Genomic DNA, 17679 nt, shown 5'->3' with positions numbered 1-17679 from the left:
CATGACGGCCGTGGACACGACCGACGCCGCGGTGCCGACGGTTCCCCCGTCGGCACCGCGGCGTGCCGCGCATCCGGACGGCGCGCCGCGCCGTCGGGGCGGCGCCTTCGACCGGGCGCTGCCCTACCTGCTGCTGGCCCCCGCGCTGGTGGCCATCCTCTGGTTGATCGGCTGGCCGGTCCTCTCCGTCCTGGTCACGAGCTTCCGCAGGCTCAACCTGCGCGAGCTGACCCGCGGCGAGGTCGTGTGGACCGGCCTGGACAACTACACCGAGATCCTCGGCGACCCGGACTTCTGGGCGATCACGCTGCGCACGGTCGTGTTCACGGCGGTCGTGGTGGGTGCGTCCGTCCTGGCGGGGCTGGTGATCGCGCTGCTCATGCGCGTGATCAGCCCGGTCGTGCGGGTCGTGCTCCAGGTCGCGATGCTGCTGGCGTGGGCGATGCCGCTGCTCGCGGCCACCACCGTCTACCAGTGGATCTTCGACCAGCAGTACGGCATCCTGAACAAGACCCTGGTGAAGGTCGGGTTCGACTCGTTCGCCGGGCACTCGTGGTTCTCCACCGGCACCTCCACGCTGGCCGTGATCGGGCTGCTGATCGTGTGGCAGGCGATCCCGTTCCTGGCGTTCTCCCTCTACGCGGGGGCCATCGGCATCCCGAAGGACCGGTACGAGGCGGCGGGCATCGACGGCGCGTCGGCGTGGCAGACGTTCCGCGCGGTCACGTGGCCCGAGCTGCGGCCGCTGCTGCTGATGGTGACGTTCCTGTCCCTGCTGTGGGACTTCAAGGTGTTCGCGCAGATCTGGGCCATGAAGCGGGGCGGCCCGGACGGCGGCAGCACCACGCTCGCCGTCTACCAGTACCTGGAGGGCATCTCCAAGAGCCACTTCGGCGTGGCCGCGGCGATCTCCGTGGTGATGGTGGCGCTGCTGGCGCTGCTGACGTTCCAGTACCTGCGCAGGCTGGTCCGTTCCCAGGAGGGTGCGCTGTGATCGCCAAGAAGGTGACGGGGAACGTCGTCGCGCTGGTCGTGGCGCTGTTCTTCGCGTTCCCCACCTACTGGATGGTCTCGACCGCGCTCAAGCCGCGCGGCGAGATGCTGACCAGCGGGTACGACCTGATCCCGTTCTCGGTGACGATCTCGAACTTCGTGACCGCGTGGACGAAGCCCGGGTTCCTCTCCGCGCTGGGCAACAGCCTGCTGGTGACGTTGTCGGCGGTGGCCGCGGCGCTGGTCGTGGGCCTGCTGGCGGCCGTGGCGCTGTCCCGGATGCGGTTCCGGGGCCGCAAGGGCTTCGTGATGATGATGCTGGTGGCGCAGATGGCGCCGTTCGAGGCGCTGCTCATCCCGATGTTCCTGATGATGCGCGACCTCGACCTGCTCGACCGGCTGCCCGCGCTGGCGCTGATCTACTTCGCGGTGACGCTGCCGTTCTGCGCGTGGACGCTGCGCGGGTTCGTCAACGGCATCCCGCTGGAGCTGGAGGAGGCGGCGATGGTCGACGGCTGCGGCCGGTGGGGCGCGTTCCGCCGCGTCACGCTGCCGCTGCTGGGCCCCGGCCTGGTCGCCACCTCGGTGTTCGCCTTCGTGACGGCGTGGAACGAGTTCCTGTTCGCGCTGTCGCTGATGAAGGACCAGACCAAGGAGACCCTGCCGGTGTGGCTGTCGGGGTTCCAGACCAACTTCGGCACCGACTGGGGTGGCGCGATGGCGGCGTCCGCCCTGTTCACCCTGCCGGTGCTGGTGTTCTTCCTGATCGTGCAGCGCAAGATGGTCACCGGTGTCACCGCCGGTGCGGTGAAGGGGTAGGAACCGCATGTCGTTGCACCGGCTCGCGTCGGGCGTCCTGCTGCCGGGGTTCCACGGGACCACGGCCCCGGACTGGCTGTTGAAGCGGGTGGCGGACGGGCTCGGCGGCGTGGTGCTGTTCGGCCGCAACGTCGTGGCCGGCACCGCCGAGGAGACCGACGCCCAGGTCACGGCGTTGAACGCGCAGCTGCGGGGTGCGCGCGCGGACGTCGTGATCGGCATCGACGAGGAGGGCGGCGACGTCACCCGCCTCGACTACGGCCGGGGCTCGGAGGTGCCGGGCAACCACGCCCTCGGCGCGGCCGGCGACCTGGGCCTGACCCGAGAGGTGGCGGCGTCCATCGGGTCGCGGCTGGCGGCGTGCGGGGTGAGCCTGAACCTCGCGCCGTCGGCGGACCTGGTGCTGACGCTGGACGACCCGGTGATCGGCGTGCGGTCGTTCGGCTCGGACCCGGTGGCGGCGGGCGCGCACGTGGCCGCGTTCGTGGAGGGAATGCAGGCGGTGGGCGTGGCGGCGTGCGCGAAGCACTTCCCCGGCCACGGCGCGTCCACTGTGGACTCGCACGCGGCGCTGCCCGTGCTGCCCCGGTCGGCGGCGGAGCTGGCGGCGGTGGAGTTCGTGCCGTTCCGGGCGGCCGTGCAGGCGGGCGTGCGGTCGGTCATGACCGGGCACCTGGTCGTGCCGGAGTGGGGTCCGGAGCCCGCGACGCTCAACCCGCGGGCGCTGCGCGTGCTGCGGGAGGACCTGGGGTTCACCGGCGCGGTGATCACCGACGGGCTGGACATGAAGGCCGTCGGCGGGGACCTGGCCGAGGGGTCGGTGCGGGCGCTGGTGGCGGGCGTCGACGCGCTGTGCCTGGGCGGCGAGCCGCTGGACGACGACGGGCTGCGGTGGCTGGTCGACAGCATCGTGGCGGCCGTGGAGTCCGGCGTGCTGCCGCGGGAGCGGCTGGAGGAGGCGGCGCGGCGGACCGCGGCGCTCGGCACTCCCCCGTCGTCGGTGGACGGGCACGACCCGTCGCTGGGCCTGAAGGCGGCCCGCGCGGCGCTGGAGGTGCGCGGGGACCTGCGGGTGTCCGGCGCGCCGGTGGTGCTGGACCTGGCGGTGGAGGCGTCGATCGCGGTGGGCGACGTGCCGTGGGGCCTCGGGCCGTACCTGTCGGAGCTGGTGCCGGGGACGACCGTGCTGCCGCCCTCCTCGTCCGCCGACGAGGTTGCGGCGGTCGCGTCGGGCCGTACCGTCGTGGTGGTGACGCGTGAGGCACACCGCCACGCGTGGGCTCGCGACCTGGTGTCCGCGCTGGTTAAGATTGGTCTAGACCTCGTCCACGTCGAGACGGGCGTGCCGGGTCCCGACCTGGGCACGACCGCCCGCGTCGACACCCACGGCGGTTCACGCGTGTGCCTGCGCGCCGCGGCAGAGCGCATCGCCGCCGCCGGCACCTGAGTAGGGAGACCGATGAGCGACCAGCCCGGCGGGCACATGGCGGCCGAGATCGGCCAACAGCCCGGGATCTTCACCGACCTCGTCGCGAGGCGGGGCGGGTTCGCCCCCGTCGCCGAGGTCATCCGCGACCGGCAGCCGCGGTTCGTGCTGTTCGCGGCGCGCGGCTCGTCCGACCACGCGGCGCTGTACGCGAAGTACCTGACCGAGGTGCTGCTCCAGGTGCCCGCCGGGCTGGTGTCGCCGTCGACGACCACCCTGTACGGGGCGCGGCCGGACCTGCGCGACGTGCTCCTGGTGTCGGTGTCGCAGTCCGGCGGGTCGCCCGACCTGCTGGAGGTCACCCAGTCCGCGCGGGAGCGGGGCGCGCTCACCGTGGCGGTGACGAACACCGCCGACTCGCCGCTGAACGCGGCGGCCGAGCTGTCGGTGGACGTCGGCGCGGGCGTCGAGCGGGCCGTGGCGGCGACGAAGACGTACTCGGCGACGCTGCTCGCGCTGTACCTGCTGGTCGACGCGGTCCGCGGCGGTGACGGCGAGGCCGTGGCGTCGATCGGCGAGCAGGCCGCGGCCACGCTGGACCTGTCGGCGGAGGCGGTGGCCGAGGCCGTGCGGCGCTACCGCTTCGTGGACCGGGTGCTGACGACCGGGCGCGGCTACTCGCTGCCGACGGCGCTGGAGTCGGCGCTGAAGCTGGCCGAGACCTCGTACCTGGCGGCGCGCGCGTACAGCGGCGCGGACCTGCTGCACGGTCCGGTGGCGGCGGTCGACGGCGAGACGGCCGTGCTGGCGATCACCAGTCGCGGTCGCGGCGGGGACGCGCTGCACGACGTGCTGGACGTGGTGCACGGGCGCGGGGCCGACGTGGTGGCCATCGGCTCGGGCGCGGACCGGGTGCCGGCGGCGCTGCGCGTGCCCGTGGCGGAGACGGCCGAGGAGGTGGCGCCGATCCTGGAGATCCTCCCGGTGCAGCGCATCGCCCACGGCCTCTCCCTGGCCCGCGGCGGCGACCCGGACAGCCCGCGGGGCCTCAACAAGGTCACCCGCACCCGCTGACCCGAACGCAGGACCCACCGGTCCTGAACGGAGAACTCACCGCTCCCGAACGTTGGACTCGCCCGACCTGAACGCACGACTCGCCCGACCCGGGCGTTGGACTCTCGCGAGTCGTAACCCCGACCCGCGAGAGTCCAACGTTCAGGACCCGAGAGTCCGACGTTCGGGTCGGGCGAGTCGTGCGTTCGGGTCGGGCGAGTCGTGCGTTCGGGTCGGGCGAGTCGTGCGTTCGGGTCGGGCGAGTCGTGCGTTCGGGTCGGGCGAGTCGTGCGTTCGGGTCGGGCGAGTCGTGCGTTCGGGTCGGGCGAGTCGTGCGTTCGGGTCGGGCGAGTCGTGCGTTCGGGAGCGGTGGGTTCTGCGTTCGGGCGGGGCAGGGACGACGAAGAGGCCTGGGGCGCGAGCCCTCGGGCCTCTTCGTCGTGCCGACGGCCGCTACTGGCCCGCCGCGGCCAGACCCACCGAGGCCTGGGCCAGTTCGACCGAGCTGTCGAAGACCACCTCGCCGTCCACCCAGACCTTGCGGGGCCGGAGGTCGTCGTCCCACCAGACGAGATCCGCCACGGCGCCCGCCTCCAGGCGGCCGAGGGTGGGTTCGCCGATGGCGTCCGCCGGGATGATCGTCGCCGACGCCAGGGCGTCCGCCTCGGCCACGCCGACCGACACGATGTTGCGCACCGCGCGGTCCAGGGTGAGGGCGCTGCCGGCGATCGTGCCCTCCGGCGAACGCGGCACGCCGTCCTCGGTGAGCAGCACGTCCGCGCCGCCCAGCTGGTAGCGGCCGGGCGGCATGCCAGCGGCGGCGACGGCGTCGGTCACCAGGGCCACGCGGTGGCCCGCGGCGTTGAACACCAGGCGGCAGACGTCCGGGCCCACGTGCGCCAGGTCGGCGATGAGGCCGAGCGTGAAGCGGTCGTCCACCAGGGCCACGCCGGGCACGCCCGGTTCGCGGTGGCCGAGCGGGCGCTGGGCGTTGAACAGGTGCGTCACCATGCGCGCGCCCGCCTCGGCGGCGGCCCTGGTCTGCTCGCCGGTGGCGTCGCTGTGGCCGACCGCCACCAGCACGCCCGCCTCGGCGAGGCGGCGGACCGCCTCCATGCCGCCGGGCTGCTCGGGGGCGAGGGTCACCATGCGCAGGGCGCGGCGCAGCACCTCGTCGTCCAGCAGCTCGTCGAGCACCTCCGGCCCCGGCGCCACCATCAGCGCCGGGTCGTGCACGCCCGCGCGCTTCGGCGACAGGAACGGCCCCTCCAGGTGCACGCCGAGCGGCTTGGCGCCGGCCTGCTCGGGCAGGGTCGCGGCGGCGGCCAGCACGGCGCGGGCCTGCCGGATCGCGACCGGCACCGGCGCGGTGATCAGGGTCGGCAGGAAGCGGGTCACGCCGGTCTGCGGGAGCGCTCGCGCCACCGCCGCCATGCCCACCGGGTCGACCTCGGCGAAGTCGACGCCGACCGCCCCGTTCACCTGCACGTCCACCAGGCCCGGGGTGAGCAGGCCGCCGGTCAGCACCTCGGCGCCCTCGGGCGGCGCGCCCGGGACGACCTCGACGATCCGGCCCGCGCGCACGCGCACGCTGGCTGGACCGGTGATGGTGCGACCTAGCAGTGCTCGCGGAGCTGCGACAACCGTGTCCAAGGTCCCTCCTCAATGGTCCAGACCATTATGACCGCAAGCGGCGGACGGCGTCACGCGTGGTTATAAGATAACCGAATAGAGTGAAGATCAGTTAATATCCGGCGAACAGGCCGGGAAGGACCGGGACTGGCGGGTCGTCGGGAACGGCCCGCCCGATGCCCCCATACTTGACGTCAGACATCCGAGGTCTACCCGACGAGTCGAGGACGCCGTGGCAGTGACCGACGACGCGATCCTGCGCGTCAAGGAGATGATCGTCTCCGGCGAGCTCAAACCTGGCGACCGACTTCCGCGCGAGGCCGACCTGGCCGGGCGGCTCGGCCTGTCCCGGAACTCCCTGCGCGAGGCCGTCAAGGCGTTGTCACTGGTCAGGGTGCTGGACGTGCGGCAGGGTGACGGCACGTACGTGTCCAGCCTGCGGGCCGACGACCTGCTCGGCGCGCTGTCGTTCGTGCTCGACCTGCACCGCGGCGAGGACTCGGTGCTGGAGGTGCTCCAGGTCCGCCGCATCCTCGAACCCGCCGCCGCGGCGATGGCGGCGCAGCGCGTCGGCCCCGAGGAGGTCGCCGCGCTGCGCGCCCTGTGCGACGCCGCCGAGGCGGCCCGGTCGGTCGAGGAGCTGGTCGAGCACGACCTGGCGTTCCACCGCGCCATCGCCCGCGCCTCGGGCAACGCCTACCTCGCCCGACTGCTCGACACGCTCGCCGGCCCCACCGTGCGGGTGCGCATCTGGCGCGGCATCACGCAGGGCGGGGCCGTGGAGCGGACCGTCGCCGAGCACCGGGCGATCGTCGACGCCCTGGCCGGCCGCCAGACCGAGCTGGCCCGGTCCTGGTCCACGGTGCACGTGGCGGGCGTCGAGCAGTGGCTGTCCGACCTGACCTGAGCCGGCCCCGGAGAGCGCGGGACCGCGTTACGCCGGCTCCTCCAGCGCCTCCCACAGCCCGTCGGGCACGTCCGCCGACAGCGCCGCCGCGTTGGCCCGCACCTCCTCCGCCGTCCGCACCCCCACCAGCACCGACACCACGGCCGGGTGGCGCAGCGGGAACCGCACCGCCGCCGACGGCAGCGCCACCCCGTACCGCTCGCACACCCCGGCGACCCGCCGCGCCCGCGCCACCGGTGCGGGCGGCGCGGTCCGGTAGTCGTAGGTGCCGCCGCCGACGAGCAGCCCGGAGTTGAACACCCCCGCCGCCACCACGGGCACCCCGCGTTCGGCGCACAGGTCGAGCAGCGGCGCGCCGGACCGGTCCAGCAGCGTGTACCGCCCGGCGAGCAGCACCACGTCCACCCCGGTCTCGCGCACGAACCGCGCGGGCAGCTCCCACTGGTTCATGCCCACGCCGACCGCGTCCACGATCCCCTGCTCCCGCCACGACACCAGCGCGGGCACCGCCGAGGAGGCGGCCCGCTCCCAGTGGTCGTCGGGGTCGTGCAGGTAGACCACGTCCACCCGGTCCAGCCCGAGGCGCTCCAGCGACGACTCCAGCGACCGCCGCACGCCGTCCGCCCCGAAGTCCCACACCCGCCGGGACGTGGCGGGCACCGCGAACCCGTTCGCCAGGTCGTCCCCACCCGCCGACGACGGCTCCAGCAGCCGGCCCACCTTCGTGGACACCACGAACGAGTTCCGCGGCCGACCGCGGAGGAACTCGCCCAGCCGCCGCTCGGACAGGCCCAGCCCGTAGTGCGGCGCGGTGTCGAAGTAGCGGACCCCGGCGTCCCAGGCGGCCTCCAGGGCGGCGAACGCGTCCTCGTCGGACACGGGGGTGTAGAGGTTGCCGAGGGGGCCGCCGCCGACCCCCAGGCGCGTCAGCGGGATCACGAGCCGGCCGGGCGCAACCGCAGCCCGTGCATGCCGCCGTCCACCGCGAGCACGGTGCCGGTGGTGGAGCCGGACAGCGGCCCCGCCAGGTAGGCGACGGCGCCCGCCACCTCGTCCGCGGTGACCAGCCGGCCGTGCGGCTGCCTGGCCTCCAGCGCGGCCCGCTCGGCGGCCGGGTCGGGCGCGGCGTCGAGCAGCCGCCCGACCCACGGGGTGTCCGCCGTGCCGGGCGCGACCGCGTTGACCCGGATGCCCTCCCGCACGTGGTCGGCGGCCATCGCGAGGGTCAGCGCGTGCACCGCGCCCTTGCTGGCCGAGTACACCGCGCGCCGCGGCAGGCCGGCCCACGCCGCGATGGACCCGGTGTTCACGATCGCCGCGGCCGGCGAGCGGCGCAGGTGCGGCAGCGCGGCCCGGGACACCCGGGCGATCCCCAGCACGTTGACGTCGAGCACGCGCCGCCACTCGTCGTCGCCGTTCGCGGCCACGTCGCCCTGGGCGCCGATGCCCGCGTTGTTCACCAGCACGTCGAGCCGGCCGAACCGCTCCACCACCGCGTCCACCGCGGCCCGGACGGACGCGTCGTCGGTCACGTCGCAGCGCACGCCGTGCAGCGGCGGCCCCACCCCGGTGTCCACGTCGAACGCGACCGCCACCGCCCCGCGCGCGGCCAGCAGCCGCGCGGTGGCCAGGCCGATGCCCGACGCACCGCCGGTCACCACCGCCACCAGGCCCTCGAACTCGCTCATCGCGCCTCCAGTTCCGTCCACACCGGACCGTCGGGGTAGCGGAAGTCCGCCAGGGTCGCCGGCACCAGCTCGGCGGAGAAGCCGGGCGCGACCGGCGCCACGTACCGGCCGCCCCGCACCACCGCCGGGTCGGTGAAGTGCTCGTGCAGGTGGTCCACCCACTCGACGGCCCGGTCGTCGGTGGTGCCGGACACCGCGACGAAGTCGAACATCGCCAGGTGCCGCACCAGCTCGCACAGCCCCACGCCGCCCGCGTGCGGGCACACCGGCACGCCGAACTTCGCGGCCAGCAGCAGGATCGCCACGTTCTCGTTGACCCCGCCGACGCGGCACGCGTCGAGCTGCACCACGTCGACCGCGCCGGCCTGGAGCAGCTGCTTGAAGACCACCCGGTTCGGCACGTGCTCGCCGGTGGCCACCTTGATCGGGCGCAGCGCGTCGGCGATGGCGCGGTGCGCCAGCACGTCGTCGGGCGAGGTGGGCTCCTCGACCCAGTACGGGTCGAACGGGGCCAGCTCCCGCATCCACCCGATGGCGGTGCCCACGTCCCACCGCTGGTTGGCGTCCACCGCGACCCGCACGTCCGGGCCGACGACCTCGCGCACCAGCCGCAGCCGGCGCACGTCGTCGGCCAGGTCGCCGCCGACCTTCAGCTTGACCATGTCGAAGCCGTCGGCCAGCGCCTGCCTGGTCAGGGCCTCGACCTTGGCGTCGGGGTAGCCGAGCCAGCCCGGCGAGGTCGTGTACGCCGGGTAGCCGTCGCGCTCCAGCGCCGCGGCCCGCCCGGCCTTGCCCGGTTCGGCGGCGCGCAGGACGGCCAGCGCCTCGTCCGGGGTGAGCGCGTCGGACAGGTAGCGGAAATCGACCAGGCCCACGACCTCCTCGGGTGACATCCCGGCCAGGAACCGCCACACCGGCAGGCCCGCGCGCCGGGCGGCGAGGTCCCACGCGGCGTTCACGACCGCGCCGAGCGCCATGTGCGCGACGCCCTTCTCCGGGCCGAGCCAGCGCAGCTGCGAGTCGCCCACCAGCTCGCGGTACAGCGCGCCCAGGTCGGCCGCGGTCTCCGGCACGGGGCGGTCCAGCACGTGCGGGGCCAGGGAGCGGATGGCGGCGACCTGCACGTCGTTGCCGCGGCCGATGGTGAACACCAGGCCGTGGCCGTCCGGGCCGTCGTCGGTGCGCAGCACCAGGTAGGCCGCCGAGTAGTCGGGGTCCGGGTTCATCGCGTCCGACCCGTCCCGGTCGCGCGAGGTGGGGAACCGGACGTCCACCACCTCCACCCCGGTGATGCGGGCCATCACGCCTGCCCGAGCACTTGGCGCTGCCCGCCCAGGCCGTCGATCTCCAGCTCGACCACGTCGCCCGCGCGCAGGTACGGCTTCGGCTCCGGCTGCCCGAGCGCGACGCCGGCGGGCGTGCCGGTGTTGACCAGGTCGCCCGGTCGCAGGACGAGGAACCAGCTGAGGTAGCGGACCAGCTCGGCCACCGGGAAGATCATGTTCGCGGTCGAGGAGTCCTGCCGGAGCGTGCCGTTGACCCACAGCCGCAGGCCCAGCGCCTGCGGGTCGGCGACCTCGTCGGCGGGGACGAGGCACGGTCCGAGCGGGTTGAACGTCTCGCAGTTCTTGCCCTTGTCCCACTGGCCGCCGCGCTCGATCTGGAACTCGCGCTCGGACACGTCGTGCGACACGACGTACCCGGCGACGCAGGCCAGCGCCTCCTCCGCGGTCTCCAGGTACCGGGCGGTGCGGCCGATGACGACGCCCAGCTCGACCTCCCAGTCGGTCTTGACCGAGCGGCGCGGCACGAGCACCTCGTCGTGCGGTCCCACGATCGTGTCGGGGGTCTTGAGGAACACGACGGGCTCGGCCGGGATGGCCGCGCCGATCTCCTCCGCGTGGTCGCGGTAGTTCAGGCCGATGCAGACGACCTTGCCGACGCCCGCCACCGGGGGCCCGATCCGGACGCCGTCCACCACGATCGGTTGGAGCTCGCCCGCCGCCAGCGCGTCACGGGTCCGCGCGATGCCGTCGTCGGCTAGGAATTCGCCCGTGAGGTCCGTCGTCACCGGGGTCAGGTCGTACGTGACGCCGTCATCGGCGCGGACGGCGGGGCGTTCCCGTCCCGGTGGTCCCAGACGCAACAGCTGCACGGCAGGTCCTCCTCGACAACCGGTCGATACGTCGGGTGTATAGCGCTCCCGACGCGGCACTGTCCAGAGCCGGGTCGGTAATTGGTCCGATGAATCCCGCCCACGAAAGGTCCCGATGAACCACCACCGCGCGGTGTGGGCATCCGCCGCCGTCGCCCTGATCGCCTCGCTCGTCGTCGTGCCCGCGTCCGCGCGGGAGGACACGGGCGGCACCCCGGCGCGGCCCGTGCCACCGAACGGTCGCCAGGCGGCCCACGCGTCCCCCACCGAACCGGCCACCGGCGGGCCCGGCCCGGTCGGCGCGGACCTGGCGCGGGCCACCGGCGCGGTCACCGCGTTCGTCGAGCTGGCCACCACCCCGGCCGCGGAGGCGTACGGCGAGCAGCGGGAACGCGGCCTCGGCGACCCGGCCGCCGCCGCCCGCGCCGCCCGCGCGGACACCGACGACCGGGCCGCGCGGGTCCTGGACGCGCTGCGCGACCGGGACGCGGGCGCCCGCGAGGTCGCCACCACCCGCAACGCGGTGCCCGGCGTCGTCGTCACGGCCGACGCGGCGGCGCTGCGCGAGGCGGTCGCCCTGCCCGGCGTGAAGTCGGTGCGGCCGACCGTGCCGAAGGTGGTGCAGAACTCGGGCGCGGTGCGGCTGACCAGGGCCGTGCGCGCCTGGCGCGACACCGGCCTGCTCGGCGACGGCGTGCGGATCGGCATCGTCGACACCGGCATCGACTACACGCACGCCGACTTCGGCGGGCCCGGCACGGTCGCCGCGCACGACGCCGTCGACCGCACCGCGCCGTGGACGCCCACCGCGAAGGTCGTCGGCGGCCACGACTTCGTCGGCGAGGACTACGACGCCAACGAGCCCGCCACGGCCACGCCGAAGCCGGACCCCAACCCGATGGACTGCCAGGGCCACGGCACGCACGTCGCGGGCACCGCCGCCGGGCTCGGCGAGAACGCCGACGGCACCACGTTCACCGGTGACCACGGCGAGCTGACCCCCGACGACCTCGACGCCATGCGCATCGGCCCCGGCACCGCGCCGAAGGCGCAGCTCTACGCGCTGAAGGTGTTCGGCTGCACGGGTGCGACGGACCTCGTGTCGCAGGCCCTGGACTGGTCGCTCGACCCGAACGGCGACGGCGACTTCACCGACCACCTCGACGTGGTCAACCTGTCCCTGGGCACCGACTACGGCGCCCAGGACGACCCGGACAACCTGTTCGTGCGCAAGGTCGTCGAGCACGGCGTGGCCGTGGTCGCCTCGGCGGGCAACGGCGGTGACTTCTACGACGTCGGCGGCTCCCCCGCGAACGCCCCGGAGGCGCTGGCGGTGGCGAACACGCGCGACGCGTTCACCGTGCTCGACGGCATCGAGGCGGACGGCGTGCGGCGGCCCGGCCAGTACAGCGTCGCCTACACCGACTACCCGGCGCTGGACCGGGAACTGCCCGCGGTGGCGCTGGCCGACCAGGCCAACCTCGACGGCTGCGACCCGATCACCGAGGACCTGACCGGCCGCTACGCGTGGCTGGAGTGGGACGAGGACGACGCGACGCGCCGGTGCGGTTCCGGCGCGCGCACCGACCACGCGCAGGCGGCCGGCGCGGCGGGCGTGCTGCTGCCCGCGACCAGCCACGTGTTCAAGGCGGGCATCGCGGGCAACGCCGCCATCCCCGTGTTCCAGCTGACCGCCGAAGCCACCGAGGCGGTGCGGCCCGGCCTCGCCGGGGGCGCGCTGCGGGTCCGGATGACCGGCGCGCTGCGGGCCGCCGTGCCCACCACGACGCCGTCGATCGCCGACACGATGACCCCGTCGTCGTCGCGCGGCGTGCGCGGGCCGGTCGCCGCGAAACCCGACGTGGCCGCGCCCGGCGACACCGTCTTCTCCGCCGACACCGGCACCGGCAACGGCGGCGTGAGCAGGGGCGGCACGTCGATGTCCGCGCCGCACGTGGCCGGCATCGTCGCCCTGCTGCGCCAGGCCCACCCCGACTGGACCGTGGAGGAGGTCAAGGCCGCCGTGATGAACACGGCCGGCGGCGTGGTGACCGACGGCGACGACCGCGGAACCGGCACGCCCGAGGCGCCGATGCGGGTCGGCGCGGGCCGGGTGGACACCGCGGACGCGCTCGCCGCGGACCTGCTGGCCATGGTCGAGGACCACCCCGGCGCGGTCGGCGTCGCGTTCGGCCCGGTCGAGGCGGCGGAACCGCTGTCGGTGAGCCGGACCGTGCGGGTGGTCAACAAGTCGTCCTCGTGGCGCACCGCGGGCCTGTCCTACCAGCCGGCGACCGAGGTGCCGGGCACCCGCTTCGAGGTGTGGCCGCCGACGCTCCGGATCCCGCCGAACGGGGAGGGGACGGCGAAGGTCACGCTGCGCGTGCGACCGGCGGAGCTGCGCAAGACCGCCGACCCGACCCTCGCGAAGACGCAGGCGGACGTGCCGCGCCAGTTCCTCGCCGAGGCGTCCGGGCGGCTGCTCGTCCGCTCGTCGGGCCGGCTGCTGCGGGTGCCCGTGCACGCGGCACCCAAACCGGTCGCCGACGTCGAGGCGGTGCAGGACGGCGACGTGCTGCGGCTGCGCGGCCGGGGGCTCGACCAGGGCGAGGGCGATGAGGCGTACCGGTCGCTGGTGAGCGTGTTCGAGCTGGGCGGCACGAGCCCGGAGCTGCCCGACTGCGCGGACGAGGTGAAGACCGACTGCGCGCTCAACCGCACCGCCAAGGGCGGTGACCTGCGGTACGCGGGCGTCGCGTCGACCGGCCCCGGCGAGGGCGCGCTGCTCGCGTTCGGCATCGCCACCTGGCACGACTGGGTGACGCTCGGCGTGACGAACACCCCGGAGGTCCGGATCGACACGACCGGCGACGGCGTGCACGACTTCACCGTGGAGGCGGCGAAGCCGACCGACGCCCAGGGCTCGGTGACCGCCGATGTCTGGTACTCGGCGGCGAAGCGGGTGTCGGACGGCGAGGTGGTGTCGGAGCTGCCGCTCAACGGCCAGTACGGCGACGTGGACACGAACCTGATGGACAGCGACGTGGTCGTGCTGCCGGTGACGCTGGCGGCGCTGGGGATCGACCCGAACGGCACGTCCGCGCCGATCACCTACACCGTGGGCACGACGGGCAAGTACACCGCGCCGGGCGACGCCGACGAGTACGTGGACCGGGTGGAGGGCGAGCCGATGGCGTTCGACCCGCTCCAGCCGGGCACCGCCGTGACCGGCGGGCTGACGTTCGCGGCGGAGGACGGGGCGGAGCTGGAGGTGCGGCGCGCGCTGGGCAAGGGCCTCCTGCTGCTGCACCACCACAACGCGTCCGGCCGGCGGGCCCAGGTGCTGCCGGCGGGCTGACCCGAGGTCACGGAGAGCCAGGTCCGGCACAACCCGGTTGGGCGTGCCGGGCCCGAGGCTCCCTCGGCATACTCGGCCGATGGGCTTCGTGGTCGGTCTGGACGCTGGCGGCACGAGCACCCGGGCGCTGGTGCTCGACCTCGACGGCACGCGGCTGGGCGCGGGGGTGGCGGGCGGCGCGAACCCGAACTCCCACCCGCCGGAGGTCGCGGCGGCCCACGTCGGCCAGGCCCTCACCGCGGCGCTCGACGGGCTCGACGCGGGCAAGGTCGAGGCGGGCGTGCTGGGCATGGCCGGGTCGAGCAAGCTGACCGAGCCCGCCGTGGCGGCGCTGTTCGAGGCGGCGTGGGCGGGAGCGGGCCTGCGCTGCCCCATGCGGGTGGTCACGGACTGCGAGGCGGCGTTCGCGTCGGGCTCGTCGTCGCCGGACGGCACCGTCCTGGTCGCCGGCACGGGGTCGATCGCGGCGCGGATCGCGGGGCACGAGCTGGTGTCCACCACGGGCGGTTACGGCTGGCTGCTCGGTGACGAGGGGTCGGCGTTCTGGCTGGGCCGGGAGGCGGTGCGGGCCGCGCTGGCGGCGTTGGAGCGCGACGACCTCGACGCGTTCACGGCGGCCGTGCTGCGGCGGGCCGGCGTGCCCGGGGGTGCGCCGCGCGACCGGTGGCGTCGACTCGTCACGGCCGCGAACGCGTCCGCGCCGGTCGAGCTGGCCCGCTTCGCACCGCTGGTCACCGAGCACGCGGCCACGTCGCCGGTGGCGTCAGGGTTCGTGGACGGGGCGGTGCGGTCGCTGGTGGACCTCGCCGCGGCGACCCGGCTGCCCGCCGACGGGACGCCGATCGTGCTGATGGGCGGCCTGGTGCACGCGACGCCGTTGAGCGAGCGGCTCAAGCGGGAGCTGACCGCGCGCTGCGCGGCCCCGGTGCTGGTGGCGACCGAGGGCGCGGCGGGTGCGGCGTGGCTCGCGGCGGTCGAGGTGGTGGGCGAAGGCGCGCCCCGGCCCGCCTGAACCGGGCATGATCCACGGCGTGCACCGATTCGTCGCCCGGCTGTGGAAGTCGCTCCGCGGTCCCGTCCAGTGGCGCGTCCTGTGGTTGACGCGCGCGAAGTTCATGGTGGGCGTGACGGGGGTCGTCCGCGACGGTGAGGGGCGCGTGCTGCTGCTGCGCCACCGGATGTGGCCCGAGGACCGGCAGTGGGGCCTGCCGACCGGGTTCGCGGTGCGCGGCGAGGAGTTCACCCGCACCGTGGTCCGCGAGGTGAAGGAGGAGACCGGACTGGACGTCGAGGTCGGCCGCCTGGTCCGGCTGACCAGCGGCTACCGGCTGCGCGTGGAGGTCGCCTACGAGGCCGTCCTGGTCGGGGGAACCCTCCGCGTCGACCCGTTCGAGATCCTGGAAGCCCGCTGGTTCGCCCCCGACGACCTCCCCCCGCACACCCAACCCGCCCACGTACCCCTGATAACCACCCCCACCTGACCGCGAGAGTCCACCCCCCAGGTCGCGCGAGTCGTACGTCCAGGTCGCGCGAGTCGTACGTCCAGGCCGCGCGAGTCGTACGTCCAGGCCGGCGGGCGCGTCGCGAACGTAGAACTCAGAGGTCCTGAACGTACGACTCGCGCGACCTGGGGGTTGGACTCTCGGGTCAGGGGCGGGGCAGGCGGGGGTGGCGCAGGCCGGGGTGGTCGGCGGGAAGGGCTCGGCGGAGCATCCACCAGGAGACGGCGATGCAGGCGACCTGGAGGGGCCAGGTCAGGGCCACCCGCATGATGCCCAGCAGGACGACCTGGCCCGCCAGCCAGAGCGCGCCGAAGACGACGACGCGGAGCAGGTACTGGCCCACCCACGGCCAGGAGGCGATGCGGTAGGCGCGCATCAGGTCCGGGTCGCGCCGCCAGCGGAACCTCTGGCCGGTCGCCAGGCCCACCACGACGCCGAGCAGCGGCCAGCGGACCACGATGGACGCCGCCCACAGCAGCGCCGACGCGGCGTTGAGGAAGATCTGGAGCAGGAAGAAGTCCTCCGGCCGGCCCGTCCGCAGGGCGACGTACGCCGCGAGCACGACGAAGCCCACCGACACCAGCAGCGCGCCGGGCCGGCTGCCGCGCACCACGCGCACCACGCCCACGACGAGGCCGCACGCCACGGCCGCGCCCGCGCCCCACGCGACGGAGTGCCCGCCGAGCAACCACCCGAGGACGAACGCCGCCGGCGGCAGCGAGGCGTCCAGAGCGCCACCGCGTCCGCCCAGCAGGTGGGCCAGGGACTCCTGACGGGTGTCGGTCATGCCTCCAGGGTGCCTTAGGCGAGCCTAACCCAGGTAACGGACCCGTCTCAGGCCATTGACCGGGCGTGGTGCCCGTCACTACGGTCGCACGAAATCGTCTGGAAAGTTAACAGACAGGAGCGCCGATGCGAGCCGGGAGCCCGAGCCTGCTGCGCGAGATCAACGACCGCGCCGCCATCGAGGCGCTGCTCCGCAACGGTCCGCTGACCAGGTCGGAGCTGGAGGCGATCATCGGCCTCTCCAAGCCCGCCACGGCCCAGCTGCTGACCCGCCTGGAGACCGGGGGCACCGTGCTGCGCAACGGCCTGCGCGGCGGCGGGCGCGGACCGCGGGCGCAGTTGTGGACGGTCAACGGCGCGCTGGCGCACGTCGCCGCGGTCGACCTCACCCCGGACACCATCGACATCGCGATCGCCGACATCTCCGGCGCCACGCTCACCGAGCACCGGGCGCCCATGCCGCGCACGGGCGTGCTGGAGGCGTTCCACCACGCGGTCACCAAGGCCGCCGCCCAGGCGGGCCTGACCACCGACGCCCTGCACCACGTGGTCGTCGGCAGCCCCGGCGCGGTCGACCCGGGCACCGGCCGGCTCAACTACGCGCCGCACATGCCCGACTGGAACGACCGGAACATCCCCGAGGAGCTGCGGGCCCTGCTCGGCACCGCGGTCACCGTCGAGAACGACGTGAACCTGGTGGCCCTGGAGGAGATGATCGCGGGCCGCGCCGTCGGCGTGCGGGACTTCGTGCTGCTGTGGCCCGCGGACGCGGTGGGCGCGGCGGTCGTCGTCAACGGCGTGCTGCTGCGCGGCGCCACGGGCGGCGCGGGCGAGATCGACGCCATGCGCGTGCCCGACCAGGCGCACGCCGAGACGGGCGCGGGCCGCGTGGGCAGCCGCTACGGCGACCTGCTCGACAGCGCCGCCATCGCCAAGCTGGCCCGCGCGCACGGCGTGTCCGCGCGCACCGGCCTGGCCGCCGTGAAGAAGGCCCTCGGCGAGGGGCCGGCGGGTCGCGAGTTCCTGGTGGACCTCGCCCGCCGCGTCGCCACCGGCGTCGCCAACGTCGTCACCGTGCTCGACCCCGAGCTGGTGCTGCTCGCCGGCGACGTCGCGCAGGCGGGCGGCACGGTGCTGGCCGACCTCGTCGCCGCCGAACTGCGTCGCCTGGTGGTGCCCCGCACCACCGTCCAACTCGCCCTGGTGACCGGGAAACCGGTGCGTTCCGGCGCACTGCACTCCGCGCTGTCGGTCGCCAGGGAACAGGTGTTCGGCCTGCCCGCCGCCACGACCGAACCCTTCCGCGCACCGCGCCGGCACGACGAGGAGCGGAGCGCGCCGACGTCCGCACGTTGAGATG

15 protein-coding genes are annotated in these 17679 nt (G+C 74.6%); 9 read left to right on the top strand and 6 right to left on the bottom strand.

Annotated features, from left to right (window positions below; translation table 11 throughout):
• Nucleotide 1 precedes the first annotated feature (1 nt).
• The 4 genes from J2S66_RS30850 to J2S66_RS30835 are packed head-to-tail and all read left to right on the top strand — an operon-like array spanning nt 2 to nt 4312.
• Entirely contained in the window at nt 2-994 is a 993-nt protein-coding gene (locus J2S66_RS30850) for a carbohydrate ABC transporter permease (protein ID WP_310311486.1), read from the top strand.
• A complete protein-coding gene (locus J2S66_RS30845; protein WP_306744489.1) occupies nt 991-1812 on the top strand; it encodes a carbohydrate ABC transporter permease in 822 nt (273 codons plus the stop codon). The genes J2S66_RS30850 and J2S66_RS30845 overlap by 4 nt, the downstream gene beginning before the upstream one ends.
• Nucleotides 1813-1819: 7 nt before the next feature.
• The gene (locus tag J2S66_RS30840) at nt 1820-3259 is read left to right on the top strand and encodes a glycoside hydrolase family 3 protein (RefSeq protein WP_310311484.1); all 1440 of its coding nucleotides are present in this window, start codon (nt 1820-1822) and stop codon (nt 3257-3259) included.
• 12 nt (nt 3260-3271) lie between these two features.
• Entirely contained in the window at nt 3272-4312 is a 1041-nt protein-coding gene (locus J2S66_RS30835) for an SIS domain-containing protein (protein ID WP_310311482.1), read from the top strand.
• Nucleotides 4313-4744: 432 nt separating this feature from the next.
• Here J2S66_RS30835 and nagA read toward each other — a convergent pair whose 3' ends face one another.
• Nucleotides 4745-5881 carry an N-acetylglucosamine-6-phosphate deacetylase gene (gene nagA, locus J2S66_RS30830; protein WP_310311480.1) on the bottom strand — a complete coding sequence of 379 codons (1137 nt, stop codon included), beginning with the start codon at nt 5879-5881 and terminating at the stop codon, nt 4745-4747.
• A gap of 274 nt (nt 5882-6155) precedes the next feature.
• On the opposite strand from nagA, the gene J2S66_RS30825 reads away from it, so the two are divergent.
• Nucleotides 6156-6830, top strand: coding sequence for a FadR/GntR family transcriptional regulator (locus J2S66_RS30825; protein WP_310311478.1), 675 nt, complete (start codon nt 6156-6158; stop codon nt 6828-6830).
• A 27-nt stretch (nt 6831-6857) separates the two neighbouring features.
• Here J2S66_RS30825 and J2S66_RS30820 read toward each other — a convergent pair whose 3' ends face one another.
• The 4 genes from J2S66_RS30820 to J2S66_RS30805 are packed head-to-tail and all read right to left on the bottom strand — an operon-like array spanning nt 6858 to nt 10673.
• Nucleotides 6858-7769, bottom strand: a complete 912-nt coding sequence (locus tag J2S66_RS30820) for an aldo/keto reductase (RefSeq protein WP_310311476.1) — start codon at nt 7767-7769, stop codon at nt 6858-6860.
• Nucleotides 7766-8518 carry an SDR family NAD(P)-dependent oxidoreductase gene (locus tag J2S66_RS30815; protein ID WP_310311474.1) on the bottom strand — a complete coding sequence of 251 codons (753 nt, stop codon included), beginning with the start codon at nt 8516-8518 and terminating at the stop codon, nt 7766-7768. Before J2S66_RS30815 ends, J2S66_RS30820 begins: the two co-directional genes overlap by 4 nt.
• Nucleotides 8515-9819 carry an enolase C-terminal domain-like protein gene (locus J2S66_RS30810; protein ID WP_310311472.1) on the bottom strand — a complete coding sequence of 435 codons (1305 nt, stop codon included), beginning with the start codon at nt 9817-9819 and terminating at the stop codon, nt 8515-8517. The genes J2S66_RS30815 and J2S66_RS30810 overlap by 4 nt, the downstream gene beginning before the upstream one ends.
• Complete coding sequence (locus J2S66_RS30805; RefSeq protein WP_310311470.1) at nt 9819-10673, bottom strand: fumarylacetoacetate hydrolase family protein; 855 nt, start codon at nt 10671-10673, stop codon at nt 9819-9821. The genes J2S66_RS30810 and J2S66_RS30805 overlap by 1 nt, the downstream gene beginning before the upstream one ends.
• Nucleotides 10674-10788: 115 nt before the next feature.
• Between J2S66_RS30805 and J2S66_RS30800 the strand changes: the two genes are divergently transcribed.
• The 3 genes from J2S66_RS30800 to J2S66_RS30790 all read left to right on the top strand — a co-directional run bounded on the left by J2S66_RS30800 (nt 10789) and on the right by J2S66_RS30790 (nt 15512).
• Complete coding sequence (locus J2S66_RS30800) at nt 10789-14031, top strand: S8 family peptidase (protein WP_310311467.1); 3243 nt, start codon at nt 10789-10791, stop codon at nt 14029-14031.
• Nucleotides 14032-14110: 79 nt separating this feature from the next.
• Nucleotides 14111-15043 carry an N-acetylglucosamine kinase gene (locus J2S66_RS30795; RefSeq protein WP_310311465.1) on the top strand — a complete coding sequence of 311 codons (933 nt, stop codon included), beginning with the start codon at nt 14111-14113 and terminating at the stop codon, nt 15041-15043.
• Between the two features lie 19 nt (nt 15044-15062).
• Nucleotides 15063-15512, top strand: a complete 450-nt coding sequence (locus tag J2S66_RS30790) for an NUDIX domain-containing protein (RefSeq protein ID WP_310311463.1) — start codon at nt 15063-15065, stop codon at nt 15510-15512.
• Between the two features lie 166 nt (nt 15513-15678).
• On the opposite strand, the gene J2S66_RS30785 is transcribed toward J2S66_RS30790, so the two are convergent.
• Complete coding sequence (locus tag J2S66_RS30785) at nt 15679-16320, bottom strand: DUF3159 domain-containing protein (RefSeq protein WP_310311461.1); 642 nt, start codon at nt 16318-16320, stop codon at nt 15679-15681.
• 125 nt (nt 16321-16445) lie between these two features.
• Between J2S66_RS30785 and J2S66_RS30780 the strand changes: the two genes are divergently transcribed.
• On the top strand, nt 16446-17675 hold the full coding sequence (locus J2S66_RS30780) for an ROK family transcriptional regulator (RefSeq protein ID WP_310311459.1): 1230 nt from the start codon (nt 16446-16448) through the stop codon (nt 17673-17675).
• Nucleotides 17676-17679 lie beyond the last annotated feature (4 nt).

The sequence above is a fragment of the Saccharothrix longispora genome, from assembly GCF_031455225.1.
GTDB lineage: Bacteria > Actinomycetota > Actinomycetes > Mycobacteriales > Pseudonocardiaceae > Actinosynnema > Actinosynnema longispora.
The sequence above is the reverse complement of the archived record's forward strand: the minus strand, read 5'-3'. Positions and strand labels throughout refer to the sequence as shown.

Bases quoted from the DNA above. Each gene is read 5' to 3' on its own strand.
- J2S66_RS30780 (WP_310311459.1), top strand. From the start codon at position 16,446: ATGCGAGCCGGGAGCCCGAGCCTGCTGCGCGAGATCAACGACCGCGCC.
- J2S66_RS30840 (WP_310311484.1), top strand. From the start codon at position 1,820: ATGTCGTTGCACCGGCTCGCGTCGGGCGTCCTGCTGCCGGGGTTCCAC.
- J2S66_RS30785 (WP_310311461.1), bottom strand. From the start codon at position 16,320: ATGACCGACACCCGTCAGGAGTCCCTGGCCCACCTGCTGGGCGGACGC.
- J2S66_RS30810 (WP_310311472.1), bottom strand. From the start codon at position 9,819: ATGGCCCGCATCACCGGGGTGGAGGTGGTGGACGTCCGGTTCCCCACC.
- J2S66_RS30815 (WP_310311474.1), bottom strand. From the start codon at position 8,518: ATGAGCGAGTTCGAGGGCCTGGTGGCGGTGGTGACCGGCGGTGCGTCG.
- J2S66_RS30800 (WP_310311467.1), top strand. From the start codon at position 10,789: ATGAACCACCACCGCGCGGTGTGGGCATCCGCCGCCGTCGCCCTGATC.
- J2S66_RS30835 (WP_310311482.1), top strand. From the start codon at position 3,272: ATGAGCGACCAGCCCGGCGGGCACATGGCGGCCGAGATCGGCCAACAG.
- J2S66_RS30850 (WP_310311486.1), top strand. From the start codon at position 2: ATGACGGCCGTGGACACGACCGACGCCGCGGTGCCGACGGTTCCCCCG.
- J2S66_RS30795 (WP_310311465.1), top strand. From the start codon at position 14,111: ATGGGCTTCGTGGTCGGTCTGGACGCTGGCGGCACGAGCACCCGGGCG.